The following is a 21,019-nucleotide window of genomic DNA, read 5'->3' as shown; positions in this document are numbered from 1 at the left end:
GGTGCAACGCACGAGGCCAGTGATCCTGACCGCGCTTGCCGCCGTGCTGGCCTTTATCCCCCTCACGCACTCCGTCTTCTGGGGATCGATGGCTTACACGCTGATCGGCGGCACGGCGGTCGGCACGGTGCTGATCCTGCTCTTTCTTCCTGCGCTGTACGCCGCGTGGTTCCGGATCAAACCGACAGCAGAGGACGTCCATGCGCACGCCACTCCGGAAGAGGAAATGAACCAGCAAATGGTCGTCGTCGGGCCTGCATTCGATGGGCGCTAGCATTTCTTGGCGCAGGGGAGAAGCAGAAGCCCCGTCGTGGGGATAGGAGAAAGACATGTTGAATGTTCTAATCTTTGGCGCCGCCGGCTTGGTCGTCGTGTCTGCAGCAATCGTGCTCCTTTCGCTCTTCGTTGAGGAGATGCGGCCTGTCCCGCCAACTCCAGAGCACCTCTCATGGGCGCCGGACATCCCGATCCAGTATGTCAGCGCCAACGGCGTCCGCCTTCGCTACATCAAGACTGGTGAAGGCCCTGCGCTGGTTCTTTTACACACGCTGAGGACGCAACTTGATCTCTTCGAGAAGGTCGTCCCCGATCTCGCGAAGAGTTTCACCGTGTATGCGGTCGATTATCCCGGCCATGGCTATTCCGACATACCACCCGCGAAATACGACGCGGACTATTTCGTTGAGACGATCGAGGGCTTTCTGCAAGCTTTGGGTCTTCATGACGTGACGTTCGCGGGCGTTTCAATCGGGGCCTCAATTTCTCTCATCATCGCGGCGCGCAACAATCCGCGCGTTTCGCGCGTAGTGGCAATCAATCCCTACGATTACGCGAAGGGGCGCGGGATGGCGCGCAGCTCATTTCTCGCGCGCCTTATCGTCGCCTTGGCGTATCTGCCAATACTCGGCGACACAGTGATGCGCCTGCGTCAATTCTTCATCATGAAAACAGTCCTCAACGGCGGCGTCGCCGACCCGGAACGCATTCCGCCGGAGCTGCTGAAGGAAATGTATTTGGTCGGCAACCGCAAAGACCATTATCGCGCCTTCTTGAATCTGCTCCGCAACGCCGAAACCTGGGAAACGGCGAGCAAGGCCTATTCGAACATCAAGATTCCCGTGCTGCTGCTCTGGGGCGATCGCGACTGGTCGCGACCCGATGAACGCGAACATGATCGTCAAATCGTGCCCGGGGCAAAAATGGCGACCGTCGAGGCCGGGGGGCACTTCCTGCCGCTCGACAGGCCGGAGGCGGTCATCGAGCATTTGCTCGCCTTTCAGGCGCCGCTAGTTGGAAAGGCTTCGTCATGAAGGCTTGCCTGTTGGCGTCGCATTCGTCTGGACTCACTTCTCCGAGGCGAGCGCCTCGGAGGAGGGCTATGACGACGAAGACCGCATCAATCGAATTGCTGTGGATGGGTGACGCCGCACGTCGCGCATGACCCCGACGGCCGATCGTCGGCCGTCAACCGGCGCGTGACGCGGCTACGGGCTCAGCCAGCGCGTTGAGGAGGGCTTCGGCTCGATCGAGACGGTCGCGGTTCGGGAATCTGCCGGTGAAAGGACATACAGGCGATCAAGAGCGATAATACCTGTATGAGCAATCGTCATTTAGTCCGGAACTCTTGATCGTACATCTTCGCTGGCCAGGGGAGAATCGTGGAGTCCACCGTGAAGAAAAGCCTTGTTCTCGCTCTCGCTCTCGCGCTACCGGCTCTATCCAGCGGCTCAGGCGTGGCAATGGATCAAAGCTTCGCCATTGTGGCGCGGCTGACGCAGGGTCCCGGCAACGTGACGATCACGAGCACTGGCCAGATAATCATGAGCCAGCACCAATTCTACGAACCTCAATTTTCGGTGGTCGAACTACGCCCTGACGGCGGCACTGCGCCGTTTCCGAACACGGAGACGAATGGCAGGGAGCGCCCGAGCGGCGTGTCGCTGGATTCGGTGCTTGGCCTTCGCAGCAACAATGGCGTCGTCTGGTTGCTCGATAACGGCATGCGCAGTAGCGTGACGCCGAAGTTTGTCGCATGGGACTCGACAACGAATCGATTGTCCCGCGTCATTTATCTGCCGCCGCCGATCGCCCCGAAAGACGCCTTCGTCAACGACTTTACGATCGACGCGCGGCACAAAAAGATCTTCATCGCGGATCCTGCAGGCGGTCAAAACGCGGCGCTGATCGTCGTCGACATCGAAACCGGCGCGGCGCGTCGGGTGCTCGAAGGTCATCCGAGCGTCGTTCCGGAGAATGTCGACCTCGTCATAGACGGCCATCCAATCCAGGTAAAGGACGCCAATGACGGCTTGGTCAAACCGCATATCGGCGTCAACCCGATCACCGAGGATTTGGAGAATGAGTGGGTCTATTTTGGGCCCATGCACGGATTCAGCCTCTATCGCATCAAAGCCGCCGACCTCGCCAATGATGGGTTGGACGCAAAAGCGCTCGCATCCAGGGTCGAGCGGTACAGTGCGAAACCAATCTGCGACGGCATCAGCATAGACAAGGACAACAACATCTATCTGGGCGATTTGGCGGAGAACGCGATCGGCGTAATCAAGCCCGATCGCAGCTATCAGCAGATTGCAAAGAGCGATCAACTCACCTGGGTAGATTCCTTTAGCTTCGGACCGGACGGCAAGCTCTATGCGGTCGTCAACCAGTTGAATCGCTCAGCGGTTTTGAACGGTGGAAAGGATCTGTCGAAGCCGCCCTACCTTCTGATTGAGGTCAAGGCTTTTGCCGCCGGATTAGCGGGCCGCTGAGCGGCCCGAGTTCCCCGCAAATTCCCGTGATCTGATCCCGCAACCAGCGATGGGCGGGGTCGGGATCATGAAGTGGGTGCCAGACCATGACGAGGTCGTAAGCCGGCAATTCGATCGGGATGGGCAGGATCTTCAGCGGGGCCAGGTCGACGAAGTCATTGGCGATCCGCTCCGGCAGGGACAAGATCATGTCGGTCTTCGCGACGATGAAGGGGGCTGAGAGGAAGTGAGGGACGATCAAGGCGATGCGCCGCGTGAGTCCTCTCTCGGCAAGCCACTCGTCGATCAATCCAACACGTGTGCCAGTGCGTGAGATCAACATGTGCTTGCACGAGACGTATTCTTCGAGCGTCAACCGTCCGCTCTTGCCGAGCGAATGCTGCCTCCCGACGACGCAGGCCATGCGGTCGTCGAAAAGTTTCGTTTTGCTCAAATAGGCAGGCGGCTTCAGCACCGCATCGAAGCCCAGCACGACATCGATGTCGTTGTGCTCGAGGTCCGCTTCGGGAAAGGGCGACTCGGTTCTCTTCACATGAAGGTCGATGCCGGGTGCCGCCAAGGCGATGCGCTCGACGAGCGGCGGGAGCACCAGCAGGTCCATGTAATCGGTAGCGGCGATCACGAACCGCCGCCTGCTCTGCGAAGGATCGAATTCCTCGGGCGCACGGATCAGCCGCTTGACGTCGCGCAACACGGCCTTCACCGGGTTGACCAGGGACAGTGCGCGATCTGTCGGTTTCATACCGGCCGGGGTCTTGACGAGCAGCGGATCTTCCAGCTGCTGTCTCAGCCGCTGCAAGGTATGGCTCATCGCCGATTGCGTGACGAACATGCGTTCGGCGGCGCGCGAGACGTTTTTCTCTTCCATGAGGAGATCGAACGCCACGAGCAGATTGAGATCGAAATTATGCAGCTCCGTCACGGTTCAGCCCTCACTGTATCTCTAGCGCCGTTCGACGCTTGCGCACGTGACTTTTATTCATACACCAATCAAAACTCACCATTTCACGCAGCCCCCGGCCCCGCTTAGCCTCCCAAAAGTTGCGCCGAATCGCCGATCGCCGTTCCAGTCCCCGTCGGGAAAGAGCGCACAGAGAGCCAAGCTTCGTGGAGGACCGCATGACAGGCAAATCCCTAGACCTTCCAGCACAGCCATATACAGGAGAAAAGGCGAGGCTGACCCGCGCCTATGATTATCTCATCCTGGTGCTGGCGTTGTTCCTTTTCATCGGATCCTTTCACCTGCACGTCGCTTTGACGGTGGGGGATTGGGACTTCTGGGTGGATTGGAAGGACCGGCAATGGTGGCCGCTGATCACGCCCCTGATGATGATAACCTTCCCCGCGGCCGTGCAGGCCGTCCTATGGCCCAACTTCAGGCTTCCGCTCGGCGCGACGCTTTGCATTTCCTGCCTGCTGATCGGCACGTGGATAACGCGGTTCTTTGCCTATCACATGTGGAATTTCTTCCCGATCAACGAAGTCTTGCCGGCCACCATGTTGCCGAGCGCGCTCGTTCTCGACGCGATTCTGATGTTGAGCAACAGCCTGACCGTCACGAGCATCTTTGGCGGAATGGCTTTCGCCCTGCTTTTCTATCCGACCAACTGGCCGATTTTCGGCATGTTTCACGTGCCGGTGGAGTATGGCGGCGCGCAGCTCACCGTGGCCGACCTCTTCGGCTTTCAATACATCCGCGCGGGGACGCCCGAATATCTCCGTCTGATCGAGCGCGGAACGCTGCGGACCTACGGCCAATATGCGACGCCGCTATCGGCGTTTTGTTCGGCGCTGCTTTGCACCCTCATGTATCCGCTCTGGTGGTATCTGGGAAAATTGTTCGCGACGACGAAATACGTCACGAAAATCTGAGGGAGAGTAGAAGATGAAAAGACAGCGCAAGACGCTTTTCGGCGCTATTTTCCTTGGACTATGCGCGGGCTCGCTCGCGCCTGACGCGGCGCTCGCCCACGGCGAAAAGGCCCTGGAGCCTTTCATCCGAATGCGGACAATTCAGTGGTACGACGTCGAGTGGTCCAAAAGAAAACTCAACGTCAACGAGGAAGTTGTCATCACCGGCAAATTCCACGTTGCAGAAGACTGGCCGCGAGGCGTGGCAAAGCCCGACGCGACATATTTGAACGTCTCGGCGCCGGGGCCCGTCATGGTTCGAACCGAGCGCTACCTGAACGGACAGCCATCGGTCAGTTCGGCTGCTTTGAAGCCTGGTGGAGACTACGACTTCAAAATGGTGTTGAAGGCCAGGATGCCCGGGCGCTTCCATCTCCACCCATTCTTCAACTTGCATGATGCGGGATCGGTTGTCGGACCGGGCCAATGGCTCGAGGTCGATGGCGATGCGTCGGCCTTTAGCAATCAGGTCAAGACGCTCGACGGCAGCCTCATCGACATGGAAACCTACGGCCTCGCAAATGGCGTCGCTTGGCATTTCTTTTGGATCGCGCTGGGTTCCGCATGGCTGCTCTGGTGGGTCAGACGTCCTCTCTTCATCCCGCGATACAAAATGCTGCACGCGGGCCAGGAGGCAAGCCTCATCACGCCGATGGACCGCCACGTGGGAGCAGCGATCCTCATCGGCGTTCCTCTGATTGTGCTCGCCGCGAACTTCATGACCGACCGTCAATATCGCAACGCCATTCCGCTGCAAGCGGCGATGGATCAGATTGATCCTCTGCCGCCGATCGTCGACGCAGGGAAGGTGCAGGTCAAGATTCAGCGCGCCGAGTACAACGTGCCCGCCCGCGCAATGATCATGACGACCCAACTGCACAACGGTTCAGAGCATCCGATCCGAGTTGGCGAGTTCGCGACCGCGAATGTGCGATTCCTCAACCCGGCACTTGTCCAACCGCCGCAGGGAGAGGGCGCCGCGTTGGCGGTCGCCGAGGGGCTTACACTCGATCCTTCTGCTCCAATCGCGCCGGGAGAGACACGAACCATCCGTATCACGGCGGCGGATTCGCTATGGAGCCGAGAGAGGCTCGACGGACTGATCCGCGACGCGGATACGCGCATGGGAGGGTTGCTCTTCCTCTATGGCGACGACGGCCAGCGCTACCTCTCCAGCGTGTCCGCAGCGGTCATACCGAAATTTGACTGACACGCTCTCGCGCGGCGGGGCAAAGACCGTCGCGCGTCCGAAACCAATTCGAGCCAGTAAGGGAACGGCCATGAGCACCACAACGCAAACAATCTTCCGATCTGAACCGCGGACGCTATTCAATCTCCCGTGGTATCTGAGGGACCTGCCGAAATATCTCCTGACCTTCGCCGTGATGACCGTCATTTACGTCGGTTTCAGAATGTATCAGGGCGCTTACGCTATTTCGACCGGTCTCGACTCTTCCGATCCAATGTTCGACACGCATTGGATGCGGCTCCTCTACCTCGAGGGCGCATTTCTCGCGATCGTGTTTCCGGCGCTGTGGGGCTATCTTTGGTTCACACGCGACCAAAACCTCGATCAGATTACTCCAAAGGAGGAAATCACACGTTATTTCACGCTGACGATGTGGATTAGCATCTACACATTCGCCGTCTATTGGGCCGGCAGCTATTTTGCCGAACAGGACAATTCGTGGCATCAGGTTTCGATCCGTGATACGCCGTTCACCGCCAATCACATCATCGAATTCTATTTCAACTTTCCCTTCTACATCCTGATGGGCGGCTCCGCGTGGCTCTATGCGAAGACGCGCTTGCCGCTTTACGCCAAGGGCATTTCTGTCCCGTTGACCCTGGCTGTCGTCGGTCCTTTCATGATCTTCGTCAGCGTCGGCTTCAACGAATGGGGACACACCTTCTGGTTCCGTGAAGAGTTCTTCGCCGTGCCGATCCACTGGGGCTTCGTCACAGGCGTATGGTTTGCCCATGGCGTCGGCGGCATCTTGCTACAGCAGGTGATGCGTCTGATCCAACTGCTGGATGAGATCGAGGACGTGGCCTGAGAAGGTCGCCCTACTCGAGGCGAGCGCTCCGATGAACCCCCGAGGCGCTCGTTCCGCATAAAGCAACCGCGCGCTAAAGCGCGCTCCTTATCAGATACAAATGAGGAGGGATCAAATGCCTCTCGTGCGCATCGATCTCATGGAAGGCAAGCCTGTCGAATATTGTCGCGGGATCGGCGACGTCGTCTATCAGGCGATGATAGACGTCTTAAAGGTTCCCAAGGATGACCGATTTCAGGTGATCGCCGAACATCCCCAGCACTCGCTGATTGCCGACGAGAATTACCTCGGAATTAAGCGCACGCAGGACTGCGTGTTCATCCAGATCACCCTCAACGCGGGTCGATCGGTCGAGCAGAAGAAATTCTTTTATCAAGCGGTGGCGAAAGAACTTCATTTCCGCGTGGGACTTCGCAGCGAGGATGTTTTCATAAATCTCGTGGAGGTCCCCAAGGAGAACTGGTCGTTTGGAAACGGTGAAGCGCAATACGCGGATAAGTGACACTTGGAATGGGAAATGTCGGATCAAACGCAATTCGACGAGCGTCATGCCGAGCGGTCAGTGAGGGTGTGTGCGGAGCGATGACCGAATTCAACGACCGAGCGCTACATGGCAAGTTCTGGATTCGTTGCCCATGGAAGGCGGTTTTCAGAGGATGCGAGGCGAAATCATGAACTGGATTGCAGAGCGCCGCTCGAGAGTGCTACTGTGTGCGTCGGGCGTATCGTTTATGATTGTGCTGGACTCCAACATCGTCGCCGTTGCGCTTCCGACGATAGCCAGAGATCTCAATGCCGCGTTCGCTAGCGTAGAATGGGTCGTAAGTGCGTACGTCCTCACCTTCGCTGTAGGACTTATGCCGGCAGGATCCCTTGCTGACCGTTATGGGCGCAGGCGCCTCTTGATGACCGGTCTCTTATTCTTCACAGTCGCCTCCTTGGCTTGCGGGTTGGCGCAGACCGCTTGGCTGCTCAATTGGGCGCGGGCGTTCCAAGGCGTCGGAGCCGCAATTCAATTAAGCGCTGCGCTCGCGGTGCTGGGGCACGAATTCCGTGGAACAGAACGCGTGCGCGCATTCGGCTTCTGGGGAGCGGTCTTAGGAGTCGCCGTAACGGCCGGACCGATCGTTGGCGGGTTGGCGACTTCCTACCTTAGTTGGCGTTGGGCGTTTCTGGTCAATATACCGACGGGTATGGTTTTGCTTGCAATAGCGGCGCGGGACGTCGAGGAATCCCGAGATTTTGACGCCATCGGGCTCGACATTGCAGGCATGGCGAGCTTTGGTTCCGGCTTGCTTTGCATCGTCTGGGGATTGATCGACGCTAACTCTGATGGTTGGCTGAACGATTCCACCATCGCGAAAATCGGTGGCGGCTTAAGTCTATTTTGCCTCTTTTTCTTCGTTGAACGACGCCAGTCGCGGCCTATGATCGACCTTGACCTCTTCAGCAACAAGTCGTTTCTCGGCGCCAGTGCGGCAATGCTCGGATACGCGGCAAGCGCCCAAGTCATGGTCACCTATCTGCCGCTCTATCTTCAGAACGCCTTTCACTTCGGACCTGCCATCACTGGCTTAGCAATGCTCACCTATGCGCTCCCTCTTCTCGTTATCCCCCCTGTAGGCGCAAAGCTGGCCGCCCGCGTTTCCGGACGGATGCTTTTGACGAGCGGATTGGGTTTGGTTGCCGTCGGCAATCTCGTCGCTGCGACCATGGCGAGTGCGCACATGTCTTACCCGCCATTTGCGCTTGGTATGCTGCTCATCGGCACGGGCGCCGGTCTCCTGAACGGGGAGACGGTCAAGGTATTGATGAGTGCAATCTCTCCTGAACGCGGAGGAATGGCGTCGGGGATCAGCTCGACGCTTCGCTTCGTCGGCATCGTGATTGGCTTTGCGGGGCTTGGCGCAATACTTGCCGGAGGCGCGCGGCGTCGATACGGCCAACTGATGGAGACGCTGCTGGATGTCCCAAGCTTTGGGAGCGACGAAACCCTCGTTGCATCACGCTTGGTGGCGGGGGACGTCGATTCGTTGCTGAGCGGACTTGATCCCGCGAGGCGAGGGCAATTCGCTGAAATATTCCAAGCCAGCTTTGAATCTGGATTTGCGATGCTTCTAATTGCTGCGGCCTTGATTTCTGGAGCAGCCGCCCTGCTGGCTTATTGGCTGGTTTGCGCACGAGAGACCGCCCCTCTTCAGGAATCTGGACCACTATCGCTGGAATCTGGCGAGTAGGCGCAAATTCGCCGAGGGCATATAGCGAGCTTGAGCGGGCTCGCAGATATGGCGGATGAAGAATGTAGCGGATTTCATATCCGCATCGGACTGTTCACTACCTTGGAGAGCTGCAAGAGCGGCCTCCAAGGAATTCGGCTTGGCGTATAGCCAGCAGCATATTTCGGGGCGTGCAGGAAGGGAGCCACGCCGCCCGGCCAGATGCCCTTCCATGTCGAGAGTTTCGATCCGAGCCGGACCATGGAGTTAACAATGACCCGTTCAATCAACGGCCTTGGAGCGAGCGTGCGCTACATAGATGCGCCGAATCGATCAATCAGGGTTGGAAGAACGACTTTCGCATTTCGTGATCTCGGTCTCCAAAGCGGAGTTCCGCTCGTTCTCCTCAACCATTGGGGCGCGGTCCTGGACAAGTTCGATCCGCGGATCGTCGATGGTCTGGCTAGCAAGCATCGCGTGATTGCAGTCGACTATCGGGGCATTGGCGGATCCAGCGGAACAGCGCCGGTGACCGTCGACGAAATGGCGCAGGATATGATCTCGCTGATCGGCGCCCTGGGTTTCGAGAAGATCGACTTGTTCGGCTTTTCCCTTGGTGGATTTGTGGCCCAGGATGTCACTCTGAAGGCGCCGGATCTTGTGCGAAAACTTATCCTGACCGGTACCGGTCCGGCTGGTGGCGAGGGTATCGAGAAGGTAGGGGCAGTGTCCTGGCCGTTGATCATCAAAGGCATGCTGACATTCCGTGATCCCAAGTTCTATCTGTTTTTCACCTCCACGGCCAATGGCCGCCATGCAGCTAGGGCCTTTCTGAACCGGTTGAAGGAACGCAAGGCGGACCGGGACAAGGGGTCGACGCTCGGCGCTTTCTTGCGGCAGCTCAAGGCGAGCAAAGCCTGGGGCCGGCAAGCGCCTCAAGAGCTCGGCAACATTCGGATCCCGGTCTTGATCGCGAATGGCGACAATGACCTTATGGTTCCGACAGTGAACAGCACCGACATGGCCAAGCGTATTCCGGGCTCGCAACTGGTGATCTACGACGACGCCGGGCACGGCGGAATTTTCCAGTACTACGCCCATTTTGTCCCGAAGGTTCTCTCCTTCCTCGACGCCTTAGGCCGCAGCAAATTTAAGATTGGGGAAAGGTCATGAAGGCAATCGTAGTTGATAATTACAAGAAAAAGGGCCCTCTTCGTCTGGCTTACATGCCGGAGCCAGAGTTGCAGGGGAATGACATTCTGGTCCAAATTCACGCCGCGGGCGTGAATCTTCTTGATTCCAAGATCCGGGATGGAGAGTTCAAGCTCATTCTTCCCTACCGCCCACCGTTCATTCTCGGCCACGATGTCGCCGGGGTGGTCGCCAGGGTCGGCCCGAAGGCCAAGCGGTTCAAGGTCGGCGATGATGTCTATGCCCGGCCGCGCGATCATCGCATCGGCACATTCGCCGAATTCATCGCGATCGATGAAGCCGACGTGGCGCTGAAGCCCAAGAATCTCAACATGACGGAAGCCGCGTCCATCCCGCTAGTCGGGCTGACCGCCTGGCAGGCGTTGGTCGAGGTGGGCAAAGTGAAGCGCGGCCAAAAGCTCTTCATTCAAGCCGGCTCCGGCGGTGTCGGGACGTTCGCCATCCAGCTCGCCAAGTATCTCGGCGCGACAGTCGCGACGACGACGAGCGCGAAGAATATCGAGCTTGTCAAAAGTCTCGGGGCCGATGTGGTCATCGACTACAAGACACAGGATTTCGAGAAGCTTCTATCGGGCTATGATCTCGTGCTGAACAGTCAGGATCTGGAGACGCTCGAGAAGTCGCTGCACGTGCTCAAGCCCGGCGGCCAGCTGATTTCCATTTCCGGCCCGCCCGATCCCGCTTTTGCCAAGGCGCTGGGCTTGAACCTGTTTCTGAGGCTGATATTGCCCTTTCTGAGCCGCGGAGTCCGCAAGAAGGCCAAGAGGCTCGGCGTTGGTTACTCGTTCCTGTTCATGCGGGCCGAGGGGCAGCAATTGGGTCAAATCACCTCGTTGATCGAAGCGGGCGTGATCCGCCCCGTCGTCGATAAGGTGTTCCCGTTTGTGAAGACCGGAGACGCCCTACCCTATGTCGAGACTGGCCGCGCGAACGGCAAGGTCGTCATCGAGGTACGGTAGAAACCATGGATGGCGCTCGAAGCAAAAGGTTGGCGTTGCGCGTATCTGCAAGCTATGTCGATCGCCGCCTTTCGGTGTGATTAGGCGCGGGGTCTCGACGCCGATCGGCGCGATAAACTGGTGAATCCGTTTGCTGAGACCAGGTCACACCTGCGCGCCGATTCACGCTGGAAGCCCTGGACCGGTTTTGAAGCAAGAAGACACTGATTAGACCACTCTAGCCCCCGAGCCCAACGTTCATAACCTTAGCCCCGAACATGCGCTGCCAGCTCGTGCAAGGCGGCAAGTGCATGTTTCGTTACCGTGTCGGCGTGACCGAGTTTCTGCTCTTGAATAAGCTTTTCGAGATGATCTGCTGCGTTCGCCACATGAGGGCTTATCCTTGCCGCATCTGCTGCTTCGACATCCGCCATCGCGAGATCGGCGTGAAAGGAAAGGATCCTGAAAAGTTTTGAGATTTCCTGGGCTAGCGGCTCGTAGCCCTGAAGCGCCGCAAGCGCTTCGTCATGGGCCTTCTGAGACTTCGCATAGGCGATGCGCCGCTCTCCCTCGGCGCCTTGAGCCGCTGCGTCCAGCACCTCTCCCACTGCGGCTTCATAAGCCGCCTGCGAACCTCGAACCCTGGTTTCCCTAGCGCTGACTACCGTTGACGCAGTGTGCTGGTCAACTTTAGTACCGTGGTCCAGGGCGTCAGCTAGTGTACGCTGCGCCTGGGCGAGCATTTCCGTCGATTGCGCTAGGCTAACCCGAGCCTCCTCCTTCACGCTTTCTAGACAGGCCTGCTGCGGCACACGTAAGGCTGCTCTGATCGCGACGCAAACCGTGTTTTTGTTCTTATCGGCGGTGGGCCCGTCTTCGGGCCGAGAGAACGGATCGAGAAATAAGCTCGCAGTCTCGCGGCTGAGGCTCACGGTCGCGCCCTGATTCTCATGCATCTCCTGCTCCTCCTGATCAATAAATAGACAACTAAGCCAGATTTGGAATGACGCCGGGTCGGCGCGTGGAGCGAGTCAGGGAGACCAAGGAGCCTGCCGCTAAATGACCGCTTTACTCGGTCTGCAGCCCAATTCCGAGTGAGCGTTGACGGCCGGTCCCTTGCATAGGGTAGGGCCGTCTTCACGATTCTCTTCGGACGGATGCACGCGTTCAGGCCCTTGAAGGCCTAGCTCAGATTCTGACGCAGTATCGACGCCCAGGCTTCGATCAGCCGAGAAATGGTCGTTGGTCACGACCCCCTTCAAGCGCGGCTGCAGACTGTTGACAGAATCACATAAGCGGCCTTCTTGCCTTTCTTAACCTGCGCGCCGGTCGCCGCCCATTGCTATGGGCGCACGTGCCATGTTCTGAGCTAGACGACGTCTTGATCGAACAGGCGGGGCGGCGACAACTTAAGATCGTCACGACGCTCGACACGATGTCTCGCTGTGGAGCTGTCCTGACAAATGCCCGAAAGCTCGCGCAGGCGGGCGCCAAGTTCCTGTATGGCGCCGAAATCGCGCATGTCGATATCCCTTGGGGCATAGACGCACAGGAGCTGCAGCTCATTCAGCATGTTACGGGCATGTCGGTCGAAGAGGTTCTGAGAGCCGCTACTTCTGAAGCTGGCAAGGAGCTAGGTATGGCGCCGCTCGGCAATCTGACGGCAGGTGCGCCGGCGGATATTATCGCCGTGAGCGGAGATCCTGAAGAAAACCTGAAAATCCTCGAATATCCCGACCTGGTCGTTTCGGGTGGCGTGTTCGTAGTGAATAATTTTAGCAAACGTCCTTGAACCAGACGGCCCGTCGTCATTTGGGTTGACGACGGGCCGGCCCATTGCATGTCTCAGAAGCGATATTTCACGCCTGAATATATGGACGCGCCATTGCCAGGATAAAACGCTTGTGGATTTCCTGCCTGGAAGGCGTTGTCGACGGGTCTTTGGGCATTGGCCACGCTGATGACGTCGCTCACATAATGCGCGTTGTTGAGATTTCGCACATCGACATACCACTCAAGTCCATTCGGCATTTTCAACCCTGCCTGCAAACCGACGAGCGCATATCCCGGAGCCCTCAGCGTGTTCGCATAATCGACGTAGGCGCCGGTGGGCACCCAATCGACCTGGGGGGCGAGATAAAATCCGTCGGCAGTCGTATAACTCACGATCGTTCGGAGAACGTTGCGGGGGATTACAGGAAGCCAGTTGTTGCCATAGATGTTGTCGCCTTGGAAGGCGAACAGATTTAGGTTCCAGATCTGAGATACTTTGAGGACGTCGCCCGCGTCGGGGCCGCGTAGGTTACGCAGTAGCTCAATGCCGCCACCAAGCTCAACGCCTTGGTGAACCGTATTGGGTGCGTTGAAGGTTGTCGAAAAAATGCCGGTGCCCGGATTGACGTTGAATTTCAGCAACTCGTCCCAGATCCGTGCATAGTAGTAAGTGACGTCCCAAGAAAACCGGTCCCATTTCCCCCGTGAGCCAACTTCTCCCGTCCAGGCCTTTTGAGCCTTGAGAGGGTTCATCTGGTAGCCATACGTCCCATCGGGATTTGCGATCCACGGCGGCCGCGGCGGGAAGATCGACTGGGTTAGATCGATAAGGTCGGGCACATCTCGCGACATTGTCCCATCTGCGAAGAACTGGACATTGGAAAATGGCTGGAACATCAGACCGAACTTCGGCATCAACCCATGATAAGTTTTGGCAGCGTTACCCGGAATAGGCTCGAATGCAATGCCGCCAAGGGCAGCGGAGCTTCTGCGGTCGCTGAGATATTTTAGACCGGTCATCGCTGTCAGCTCGGGCGCCAGGTGAAACCGGTCTTCGAAATAAGCTTCGGCGTTGAACGCGCCGAAAACATTGTTTCGCAGTTGAGGGTTTTTGCCGATGTTGACAAAAGCCCGGACAACTGAAGTTGAAGATTTGCAGGCTAAATGTGCAAGTGTTCACAACGCCGAGTTGCCCCAAAGCGTTCCAAGAAAAAGGCGGGAATCCACGGCTAAACGGATCGAAATACCCGGTAGCGGCATTCGGCGTGCCCTCGGGTCCAAACGGGTTGACCATCAGGCCGTTGAAATTGGTCCACCACTTGTCCGTTCCGCTCTCGCTCCAAAAGCGGGCGCCGGCGATAACCTCATTTTTATGGCCCAGGAGATCATGACTAGATGTGAATCTTGGCGTTACGCCCCAGTTGTCCGTGTTTTGCTGGAGTACGACAAAAATCGGATGATAGAGATATTGGCCGACATACCAGCTGTTGACATCAAGCTGACCGAACCCAAGAGCGATCGAGGTTTTATTGGCAATACGGTAGTTCTGCTGATATCGGCCCTGATTTCCGGAGAACCCGCCGTTGTAGTTACTCGTGATGAAGGGCGGCGTGCTCGTCCAGGGCGCGGAAATGACCTGATCGAGATACAAGGTTCCCGGAATCTGCTGTCCGGTGTCGTACATGCCAAAATAAAAGCGTGTCTCGATGTTTTTTGAAATGCGATAACCGGCGTTGCCGTTGAGCATCAGGTAGTTTGATTGCTCATGGCCGCGATAGCCGAGCGAATGGCTGTAGGATCCGTTCAACAGGATATCAAAGTCGCCGATAATCCGAGATGCTTGCGCTTGGCCTCGGAGCGTTTCGAAACTGCCGCCCTCGACGTTGAGGTAATTTGGAGAAATCGGAGTATAAGCGGTTGGCGAAATAAAGTTGATGGCGCCGCCCAGAGTCGAAGCTCCATAAGCAAGTCCGTTACCGCCCTTGTAAATCTCAATAGCGCGGTAGTAATGCGGGTCTATGGAATAGGCGTCGCCCCCACCATCGGCGAAGGTCATCGGGATCCCGTCTTGCAGAAGCTCGACGCCTCGAATGTGATAATCGCGGGTGAGATTCGAGCCCCGCAGGGAAAGACGAAGCTCCTGCCCGTAGCGCGATTCTGCGAAGACGCCCGGCACGTCCTTCAAGGCGTCTCGGAGGTCAGCGACATAGCGCGTCTGCTGTTCAGGCGTATTGGCGTCGACAAAGGCGACCGAGCCGACGTTCCGCTTCAATTCCGCTCGCAAGGCTGGAATGGAAGGCGCGACGAGAGAGCCGCCGCCTCTGGTAAAGGTCGCCGGGTCGCCGGGACCGGAGCCCTGCTCGCCGTCTGGCGCGGAGCCTGAATCGGCGATGGAAGCAGGGCCAATCGGGGCTGGGGCCGACGCTGGACGCGCAGAGCGACCGCCGCGCTGTTTCTGCTTTCCAATTTCAATAGTCGGAAGATGTTGTTGAGCCTCTGCATAGGAGGCCGCAACAAGGGTAATGGCGAGGAGGGAGACGCCGAGGGCGAGGTGCTTTGGCCGCATTGTGGGAATCCAATCGGGAGAGGGGCGAGCGCTTCCATGAGCCGCGCAATAAGCAGAGCGCAGTGGCAAGACTCACAAACAACTTGTTGGTTGTTGGTTCGACAGCGCTCCAGCGGGCGCCGATGTGATCAGCTTAGAGCGCTGTGTGTGGCGGCGAAGTCGCCGACCAGGTGGCCATCCATCCCGGCGGCCTCGCAAGTTTTGATTTGACAGAAAAGACTGTTGGGAAGGAGGGGCTCTCGCGCGGCGAGGAAAGGGTCGCGTCGGATAGGATCACAAGGCTTAGCGCGAAGGCGTCTCTCGCCAACGATGCACATAGAGCGCAGCATCCCGAATGGTATTTGTCTTGCTTTGGCGGAGAGGCCTGATCTTGGGGGGCTTCGCAATGAAGTCGGTCCGTTGCTGAAAAAGCTAGATCGCCCACCTCGACGCTGGCCGCCAAATGGGCGGCCAGCCAGAGGACGCTCAACCCGCGTAAGATAAAGAGGGACAGCACGGCGCCCGCGGTAATCTTGCGGATCAAGGAAAGACTGCGAGTCCGGGCGTCCGACATCTTTTTGCAACCGCCCTCGAAGCGGATTGCCCACCGTGGCATTCGCATTATTGGTATGTTACCAGTCAGGAGCGTGCAATGACCAAAAGCTTGCCCTTCTTCGAATTCTGACGGCTGTGGCAAGCATGTCACTGTCGAAGCGGCCAGGTGCTGTGGCGAGCCCTGGATATCTTTGCTATGGCAGGGGCGCGGCAGGGAGTTATTTGCGAGAGCGCAGATCGGTGACCAAAGAAATCAGCACGCGCGAGCGCATCTTGGCCGCCGCCGCCCAGATCGCCGCCAAGAATGGAATCAAGGCGTTGACTCAGCCCCGAGTCGCCAAGGCGGCGGGCGTCACACAATCGCTTCTGACTTACTATTTCCCTCGCAAAGCTGATTTGCTCACGGCCGTGCTAGAGGCGTCGCATCAGCCCGGGCCGATCGCTTCCCCCCGCGGCGTCGATGAGGCGCTCAAGTTCCTCGAGGCGCTCATGTTCGACCCGACCCGCATGCGGTTTTTTCTTGGGGCTGTTGTAGAAGCGGGGGAAGAAAATGCGTTACGCAAGGTGCTTGGTGATCACGCGAGTGCGCTAACCCGCCAGATTGCCGGAATTTTCAACAGAGACGACCAAGACCCTGCAATTCTGGCTTTCATCGATCGACTTCGTGGCCTGGGGATCCAGGTTGCTGCTCGAGCCCAAACGCAGGGGCGGCGAGAAGATAGATTTGAAAGCAATGGCGCAGGAGCATGGGCTGATTTGATTGGTCTCCCCGAGCCTGGGTCGTCGTCGTTCAGATGTCGGATTTCCTCCCTAATAGGCACAGAGCTTGCTAAAAGCTACGGCAAGCGGGAGATTTTGGCTGATTCTATGGAAACCGCGTAGGCTCGGTAAAGGAGGCTAGAATGGAACGTCGTGAGTTTATGACCGCCATGGGCGCGGTCGCTGCGTTGGCCGCGTCATCCGCCGCTGTCGCTGAAGAAGCGAAGAAAGGCGCCGCGCCTGCTCATCACCACCCGCCGAAATACAAGGGCGTCTCCGAGGCCAGCGCCAAGTGTGTGGAGGCAGGGAATAATTGTTTGCGTCATTGCTTCGGCATGCTCTCCATGGGCGATGCAAGTATGGCGGCTTGCACACAAGCGACTTACGAGGTCATCGCCGCATGCGGCGCGCTGGACGCTCTCGCGGCGACCAATTCGCTTTATGCGCCGGCGCTTGCCAAGGTCGTTGCAGAGGTTTGCGAGGCCTGTAAGAAGGAATGCGACAAGTTCCCGGATGTGGCCGAATGCGTGACGATGGGCGCAGCATGTAAGACCTGCGCCGAGGAATGTCACAAAATCGCTGCTTGACAGGCGCTTGCTCCGACCGTCGCCGGCTTTAAACCGGCGACGATCTCCGGTTCAGTCGAGAACCTTGCCGCCGGCATCCTGGCAGGCCGTTTCGGTCTGGATGTACAGCCAACCCTGCGCCGTGGCGGTCTCCGTCGCCTTGGCCAAGGTCGGCGCCCCGCCGGCGAGAGCGATCGAAACGGCGGCGACGGCCATCGTGGCTCCGTTTAACTTCTGGTTTTTATGCCTGCTCCGGATCTTATATCGCTTTGCTCGCGCAGCTGGTGAAAAGCTTCTCGAGCAAGCCCGAGCGGGAAGTTCCCGCCAATTCGAGCGCGCGGCGTCAAGTTTGGTCATTTGACGGAGCGGGAGGCTGCCTCAAGGTCGGGGGGTAAGGACGACAGTGAGCCCGCTTGCGAGCCAGTGAGGGCTCAACAGGTCTTCAGGCGACTTGAAACGCTTGGCGTTTCCGCGCGGCCAACGAAGCGCGGCAATTCCGTGACAGCGCGGCATTCGATGGGCCCGCGGCGAAAGCCGCGCGTGCGCGAGACGCCAATAAGCGTCAAGAAATATACTGAAGCGGAGCTTTGCGTCAATCCAATGGGCGCAGCTCGCCGCTGCAGCAAAGGGCCGCGAAGGCCAAAATGCTCTTTTTCAAACGGGAAAACCGAACGCGGACCCAGCTGCGACCAATTGCTGCAAAGGCCCCCGTCTCGCGGCAAGGCGCTTGACTGCAAGAGACGGTCGATTGGCCTTCGACAATCAGATTGTCGAGTATCATGCAGGATATAAGGCGCATCTTCCAACGGTTGGCGGTCGCTCTGCGGCTCATGACGGCGATACAGGTCGTCATCGTGCTCGCCGCGATGAGTCTTGCCCCCGCGGCCGCTTCTTCCCATTCGAGCGATCGAACAGCGTTGCCTTGCGGCGCGCCGGCGGTCGTGGGCGTTGGCGATACAGATCCGAGCCCTTTTCGACATAAGCACGAAAACGACTGCTGCACGTTCAACTGCGCCTCCTGCGATTTTGCTCTCGGCGGGTGTGAACAGACCATCATTCGGTTCAGCGCCGAAGACGCTGAAACACGCGCTGCTTCGGCGTTACTGTTGAATTTCGAGCCTGAGCGGGAGTGGGTCCCACAGGCTCCACGAGCGCCTCCCTCGGCCTGATTGCTTCTTGTCGCCATTCACGCAGGCGCGCCATCCCCCATTGGGGGCGGGCGCTGGCGGAATTTCTATGACAAACTGAGCAAGAGTCCATGGACATGGCCATTTTGAAACTTGCACTCGCGAGCCTTGCGAGGCCCGATGATCTGCGCGGTCGTCCGCCCCTGAGGCCCGATAAGACCTACCCATCGGCGGCGGCTTTCGTCATTGCGACCCATGTTTTGGTCTTCGCCGCCTTCGTTCGCATCGCTCAACCGGTCCTCGTTCCGCTCGGCGCAATCGATGCGGAGCTCGTGCCGGAGGGCGATTATTTCGAAGCGCAGGCGATCAGCGAAGCCGACCTTCCCCCAGACCAGTCCGAGCCCGAAACGGCGAAAATGGAAGAGCCTGAGATCACGGCGGCGCCGGCCAGGTTGGCGCCAGAGGCCCCGAAATTGCCGCCGAAAAAGGAGACGAAGACAGCAGAAAAGCCGCGGCCCAAAAGCGAGAAAAAGAGCCAGGAGCGGCGGGATGCCCAATATGGCGCCGAGCGCCGCGCGGCGCAGGCGGCGCGCCACTACGGGGCGCCGGGAGGGCGGGGAGGCGCAGGCGCGGGCGCGTCTCAGGCAAGCTGTCTTGCTCTTGTAGCGGCCGCTCTTCGAAGCCACACGCCCGGCTCGACCAGCCTCGGGCCCGGCACGGCCTTCATCACGTTCCGCATCAACCCCGGGGGCGGGCTTGCGGTCGTATCGGCTTCCGGCACGATGCCGGCCCACGCCGCATTGGCGCGGCGCATCGTATCTGTGGCGCGCGGCCCCGGCACATGCGGCTCGGCATTCGTCAGCCAAAGCATCTATTTCGATTAAATCTAACCTGGGGAGATTCTGATGGATATTCCGTCTATGTCGCCGCTTGGGCTCTTCCTCAATGCCGGTCCGACCAGCAAGCTTGTCATGGCCATTCTGCTCGCCGCATCGGTCTGGACCTGGGTTTTGATAATCGACGCTGTCATCGTCGCGAGGCGCATTGCAACATCGGTCAAATCCGCGCGAGAAGGCGGTCCGGTGGGCGTTCTTTGGCCAATCGTCGAGGCGGCGAGGGACGCCCAGAGTCTGCATCTCCCCTACGAAATGCCCAAGGCGCGACGGCGGCGGATCGAGCAGCACGTCAACCAGGCGATGCAGGAATTCATGATCGACGCGAGAGGCGATCTCCCCAATCTCGCCATCGTGTCGTCGGTTTGTCCGTTCGTCGGCCTCTTTGGAACCGTCTGGGGAATCATGTCGAGCTTCGCGGGCATTGCCGCCACCCAGGAAACCAGCCTGGCGGTCGTTGCTCCCGGAATCGCCGAAGCCCTTGCGGCGACCTCTTACGGGCTTGCCGCCGCCATCCCTGCCGCAATTGGCTATAATCGTTTCGGCGCGGCGATCTCCCGGCTCAATGACGAAATCAGAGACGTCATGAAGGCGGCGTTACCGGCCGGATAATGCGAAAGTGCCGTCACCCTTTGCTAAGGCTACCGTCCTCCGGGTTAGTCGGAGGTAGGTGAACGCTAGCACTGAAAACAGGTGTTACCGCCGAGCCCGATCGTGCGCCGCCCAAATCCGTCCGCACGGCGACGGGAATAATGCATAAATACATTTCCGAGCTCAGAGACCGTTTGGCTGCCATGCAGAGGGAAAGGGACAGCCTTTCTCGCCAATGTGGTGAACAGCAACACAGAGTTCGGAATGCGCTCCAAGCGCTGAGTTTCGTTGTCGCAGCCTAGCATTACAGTTGCATTTTAATGTGGGCGCGCTTTGCTTGGGCTTGGTGCGCTCGCCTCCAGAGCGACCAAGCAATAACGAACTCGGGCCGGATGCGTTTTCTCGCCAAGCGTGTCGCGAGGCGGCGGATTTCCTGCATCGACCAATGGATCAGTGAATCTTCGAGGACGAACGGGGCGCGACTCTCTTTGTGCTGCGCATCGTTTTTGGGGGCGTCGTAACGGTGTTGGCGTGAACTCGGATCGCGGCCATCATGGCGAAGGCCAGCATGACGAGCGAAACATGACGACGCCATCCATGCCAAGAACGGGTCTCGTTGTGATCGAGGCCGAGTTCGTTCTTCGCGGTTTCGACGCTATCCTCGATCGCCCAACGACGCCCTTCGATTTTCGCCAGCGTTTCGATCGAGGTCCCGCTCGGCGCCCACGTCGTAAAAAAGGCAAGATCGCCGTCGGCTATTTTACGGCGGATTAGAAGTCCGCGCGTCCAGGAGCCGCCCGGAAGCGTATCGCTGTAATCGCCCGCATCAAGATCGGCGAGTTCGAGATAGGCCCAGTCGTGCAGGCGCTCGCCCTTCGCCCCCGCGCCCGCCGAGAGCCGCCGCCAAGCGGAGGCCGCCAAGCTGTCCGCGATTTCTTTGGCTGTGCCCGAAATGAACTTCGCCTTGCCCCAGGAATGGAAAGGCTCGTTGGATTTCACGCCGAGCACATAGCCTTTGCCTGCGCGTCGCAGCGCCATTTCGATATCGCCGACGCCGTAGACCGTGTCGGCGACGACAAAGGAGAATGGGACATTCGCCTTGATC

At 58.6% G+C, this 21,019-nt stretch carries 21 protein-coding genes and 1 pseudogene; 15 read left to right on the top strand and 7 right to left on the bottom strand.

Annotated features, from left to right (window positions below):
* The 3 genes from ACR652_RS17995 to ACR652_RS17985 all read left to right on the top strand — a co-directional run.
* A partial coding sequence (locus ACR652_RS17995; protein WP_434507856.1) for a hypothetical protein occupies positions 1-274 on the top strand: 274 nt, incomplete at its 5' end.
* Positions 275-329: 55 nt separating this feature from the next.
* A complete protein-coding gene (locus tag ACR652_RS17990) occupies positions 330-1,310 on the top strand; it encodes an alpha/beta fold hydrolase (protein WP_434507855.1) in 981 nt (326 codons plus the stop codon).
* Between the two features lie 360 nt (positions 1,311-1,670).
* Positions 1,671-2,771 carry an L-dopachrome tautomerase-related protein gene (locus ACR652_RS17985; protein ID WP_434507854.1) on the top strand — a complete coding sequence of 367 codons (1,101 nt, stop codon included), beginning with the start codon at positions 1,671-1,673 and terminating at the stop codon, positions 2,769-2,771.
* Here ACR652_RS17985 and ACR652_RS17980 read toward each other — a convergent pair.
* A complete protein-coding gene (locus tag ACR652_RS17980) occupies positions 2,737-3,657 on the bottom strand; it encodes a LysR family transcriptional regulator (protein WP_434507853.1) in 921 nt (306 codons plus the stop codon). The two genes, ACR652_RS17985 and ACR652_RS17980, sit on opposite strands and share 35 nt — an antisense overlap.
* Positions 3,658-3,890: 233 nt before the next feature.
* Here ACR652_RS17980 and amoA point away from each other — a divergent pair, with 233 nt between their 5' ends.
* From amoA to ACR652_RS17945, 7 genes are all read left to right on the top strand, one after another.
* Positions 3,891-4,643: a bacterial ammonia monooxygenase, subunit AmoA gene (amoA, locus tag ACR652_RS17975; RefSeq protein ID WP_434507852.1), complete on the top strand. Its 753-nt coding sequence runs from the start codon at positions 3,891-3,893 to the stop codon at positions 4,641-4,643.
* Between the two features lie 13 nt (positions 4,644-4,656).
* Positions 4,657-5,892, top strand: coding sequence for a bacterial ammonia monooxygenase, subunit AmoB (amoB, locus tag ACR652_RS17970; protein ID WP_434507851.1), 1,236 nt, complete (start codon positions 4,657-4,659; stop codon positions 5,890-5,892).
* A gap of 70 nt (positions 5,893-5,962) precedes the next feature.
* Complete coding sequence (amoC, locus tag ACR652_RS17965; protein WP_434507850.1) at positions 5,963-6,739, top strand: bacterial ammonia monooxygenase, subunit AmoC; 777 nt, start codon at positions 5,963-5,965, stop codon at positions 6,737-6,739.
* Between the two features lie 115 nt (positions 6,740-6,854).
* Positions 6,855-7,241 carry a tautomerase family protein gene (locus ACR652_RS17960; RefSeq protein WP_434507849.1) on the top strand — a complete coding sequence of 129 codons (387 nt, stop codon included), beginning with the start codon at positions 6,855-6,857 and terminating at the stop codon, positions 7,239-7,241.
* Positions 7,242-7,410: 169 nt separating this feature from the next.
* Positions 7,411-8,976, top strand: a complete 1,566-nt coding sequence (locus ACR652_RS17955; RefSeq protein ID WP_434507848.1) for an MFS transporter — start codon at positions 7,411-7,413, stop codon at positions 8,974-8,976.
* Positions 8,977-9,228: 252 nt separating this feature from the next.
* On the top strand, positions 9,229-10,128 hold the full coding sequence (locus tag ACR652_RS17950; RefSeq protein WP_434507847.1) for an alpha/beta fold hydrolase: 900 nt from the start codon (positions 9,229-9,231) through the stop codon (positions 10,126-10,128).
* Complete coding sequence (locus tag ACR652_RS17945; RefSeq protein WP_434507846.1) at positions 10,125-11,126, top strand: NADP-dependent oxidoreductase; 1,002 nt, start codon at positions 10,125-10,127, stop codon at positions 11,124-11,126. The genes ACR652_RS17950 and ACR652_RS17945 overlap by 4 nt, the downstream gene beginning before the upstream one ends.
* A 245-nt stretch (positions 11,127-11,371) precedes the next feature.
* Here the strand turns inward: ACR652_RS17945 and ACR652_RS17940 are convergent, their stop codons facing one another.
* Positions 11,372-12,061, bottom strand: a complete 690-nt coding sequence (locus ACR652_RS17940) for a hypothetical protein (RefSeq protein WP_434507845.1) — start codon at positions 12,059-12,061, stop codon at positions 11,372-11,374.
* A 425-nt stretch (positions 12,062-12,486) separates the two neighbouring features.
* Between ACR652_RS17940 and ACR652_RS17935 the strand changes: the two genes are divergently transcribed.
* Positions 12,487-12,897: an amidohydrolase family protein gene (locus tag ACR652_RS17935; RefSeq protein WP_434507844.1), complete on the top strand. Its 411-nt coding sequence runs from the start codon at positions 12,487-12,489 to the stop codon at positions 12,895-12,897.
* Positions 12,898-12,950: 53 nt separating this feature from the next.
* On the opposite strand, the gene ACR652_RS17930 is transcribed toward ACR652_RS17935, so the two are convergent.
* Positions 12,951-13,979 carry a TonB-dependent receptor domain-containing protein gene (locus ACR652_RS17930; RefSeq protein ID WP_434507857.1) on the bottom strand — a complete coding sequence of 343 codons (1,029 nt, stop codon included), beginning with the start codon at positions 13,977-13,979 and terminating at the stop codon, positions 12,951-12,953.
* An 895-nt stretch (positions 13,980-14,874) separates the two neighbouring features.
* Positions 14,875-15,444: pseudogene (locus ACR652_RS17925) on the bottom strand (TonB-dependent receptor plug domain-containing protein); the annotation flags it as partial.
* 774 nt (positions 15,445-16,218) lie between these two features.
* Between ACR652_RS17925 and ACR652_RS17920 the strand changes: the two are divergent.
* Together ACR652_RS17920 and ACR652_RS17915 are read left to right on the top strand one after the other, a co-directional pair.
* Positions 16,219-16,860, top strand: a complete 642-nt coding sequence (locus ACR652_RS17920; RefSeq protein WP_434507843.1) for a TetR family transcriptional regulator — start codon at positions 16,219-16,221, stop codon at positions 16,858-16,860.
* Between the two features lie 20 nt (positions 16,861-16,880).
* Entirely contained in the window at positions 16,881-17,324 is a 444-nt protein-coding gene (locus ACR652_RS17915; protein ID WP_434507842.1) for a four-helix bundle copper-binding protein, read from the top strand.
* 51 nt (positions 17,325-17,375) lie between these two features.
* Here the strand turns inward: ACR652_RS17915 and ACR652_RS17910 are convergent, their stop codons facing one another.
* Entirely contained in the window at positions 17,376-17,519 is a 144-nt protein-coding gene (locus tag ACR652_RS17910; RefSeq protein ID WP_434507841.1) for a hypothetical protein, read from the bottom strand.
* A 376-nt stretch (positions 17,520-17,895) separates the two neighbouring features.
* Entirely contained in the window at positions 17,896-18,312 is a 417-nt protein-coding gene (locus tag ACR652_RS17905) for a hypothetical protein (protein ID WP_434507840.1), read from the bottom strand.
* A 255-nt stretch (positions 18,313-18,567) separates the two neighbouring features.
* Here ACR652_RS17905 and ACR652_RS17900 point away from each other — a divergent pair, with 255 nt between their 5' ends.
* Both ACR652_RS17900 and ACR652_RS17895 read left to right on the top strand, forming a co-directional pair.
* Positions 18,568-19,314, top strand: a complete 747-nt coding sequence (locus tag ACR652_RS17900; protein ID WP_434507839.1) for an energy transducer TonB — start codon at positions 18,568-18,570, stop codon at positions 19,312-19,314.
* Positions 19,315-19,335: 21 nt separating this feature from the next.
* Positions 19,336-19,935, top strand: a complete 600-nt coding sequence (locus tag ACR652_RS17895; RefSeq protein ID WP_434507838.1) for a MotA/TolQ/ExbB proton channel family protein — start codon at positions 19,336-19,338, stop codon at positions 19,933-19,935.
* 429 nt (positions 19,936-20,364) lie between these two features.
* On the opposite strand, the gene ACR652_RS17890 is transcribed toward ACR652_RS17895, so the two are convergent.
* The coding region (locus ACR652_RS17890) for an IS701 family transposase (protein ID WP_434507837.1) at positions 20,365-21,019 on the bottom strand (655 nt) is incomplete at its 5' end.

The organism is Methylocystis sp., from assembly GCF_051061225.1.
In the GTDB taxonomy this organism is placed as follows: domain Bacteria; phylum Pseudomonadota; class Alphaproteobacteria; order Rhizobiales; family Beijerinckiaceae; genus Methylocystis.
This window is presented reverse-complemented; position numbering and strand designations above follow the sequence as displayed.

What these genes read in the sequence shown, in the direction of transcription:
- ACR652_RS17945 (WP_434507846.1), top strand. Translation starts at nt 10,125, where the DNA reads ATGAAGGCAATCGTAGTTGATAATTACAAGAAAAAGGGCCCTCTTCGT.
- ACR652_RS17900 (WP_434507839.1), top strand. Translation starts at nt 18,568, where the DNA reads ATGGCCATTTTGAAACTTGCACTCGCGAGCCTTGCGAGGCCCGATGAT.
- amoB (WP_434507851.1), top strand. Translation starts at nt 4,657, where the DNA reads ATGAAAAGACAGCGCAAGACGCTTTTCGGCGCTATTTTCCTTGGACTA.
- ACR652_RS17910 (WP_434507841.1), bottom strand. Translation starts at nt 17,519, where the DNA reads ATGGCCGTCGCCGCCGTTTCGATCGCTCTCGCCGGCGGGGCGCCGACC.
- ACR652_RS17955 (WP_434507848.1), top strand. Translation starts at nt 7,411, where the DNA reads ATGAACTGGATTGCAGAGCGCCGCTCGAGAGTGCTACTGTGTGCGTCG.
- ACR652_RS17915 (WP_434507842.1), top strand. Translation starts at nt 16,881, where the DNA reads ATGGAACGTCGTGAGTTTATGACCGCCATGGGCGCGGTCGCTGCGTTG.
- ACR652_RS17950 (WP_434507847.1), top strand. Translation starts at nt 9,229, where the DNA reads ATGACCCGTTCAATCAACGGCCTTGGAGCGAGCGTGCGCTACATAGAT.
- ACR652_RS17990 (WP_434507855.1), top strand. Translation starts at nt 330, where the DNA reads ATGTTGAATGTTCTAATCTTTGGCGCCGCCGGCTTGGTCGTCGTGTCT.
- amoA (WP_434507852.1), top strand. Translation starts at nt 3,891, where the DNA reads ATGACAGGCAAATCCCTAGACCTTCCAGCACAGCCATATACAGGAGAA.
- amoC (WP_434507850.1), top strand. Translation starts at nt 5,963, where the DNA reads ATGAGCACCACAACGCAAACAATCTTCCGATCTGAACCGCGGACGCTA.
- ACR652_RS17940 (WP_434507845.1), bottom strand. Translation starts at nt 12,061, where the DNA reads ATGCATGAGAATCAGGGCGCGACCGTGAGCCTCAGCCGCGAGACTGCG.
- ACR652_RS17960 (WP_434507849.1), top strand. Translation starts at nt 6,855, where the DNA reads ATGCCTCTCGTGCGCATCGATCTCATGGAAGGCAAGCCTGTCGAATAT.
- ACR652_RS17895 (WP_434507838.1), top strand. Translation starts at nt 19,336, where the DNA reads ATGGATATTCCGTCTATGTCGCCGCTTGGGCTCTTCCTCAATGCCGGT.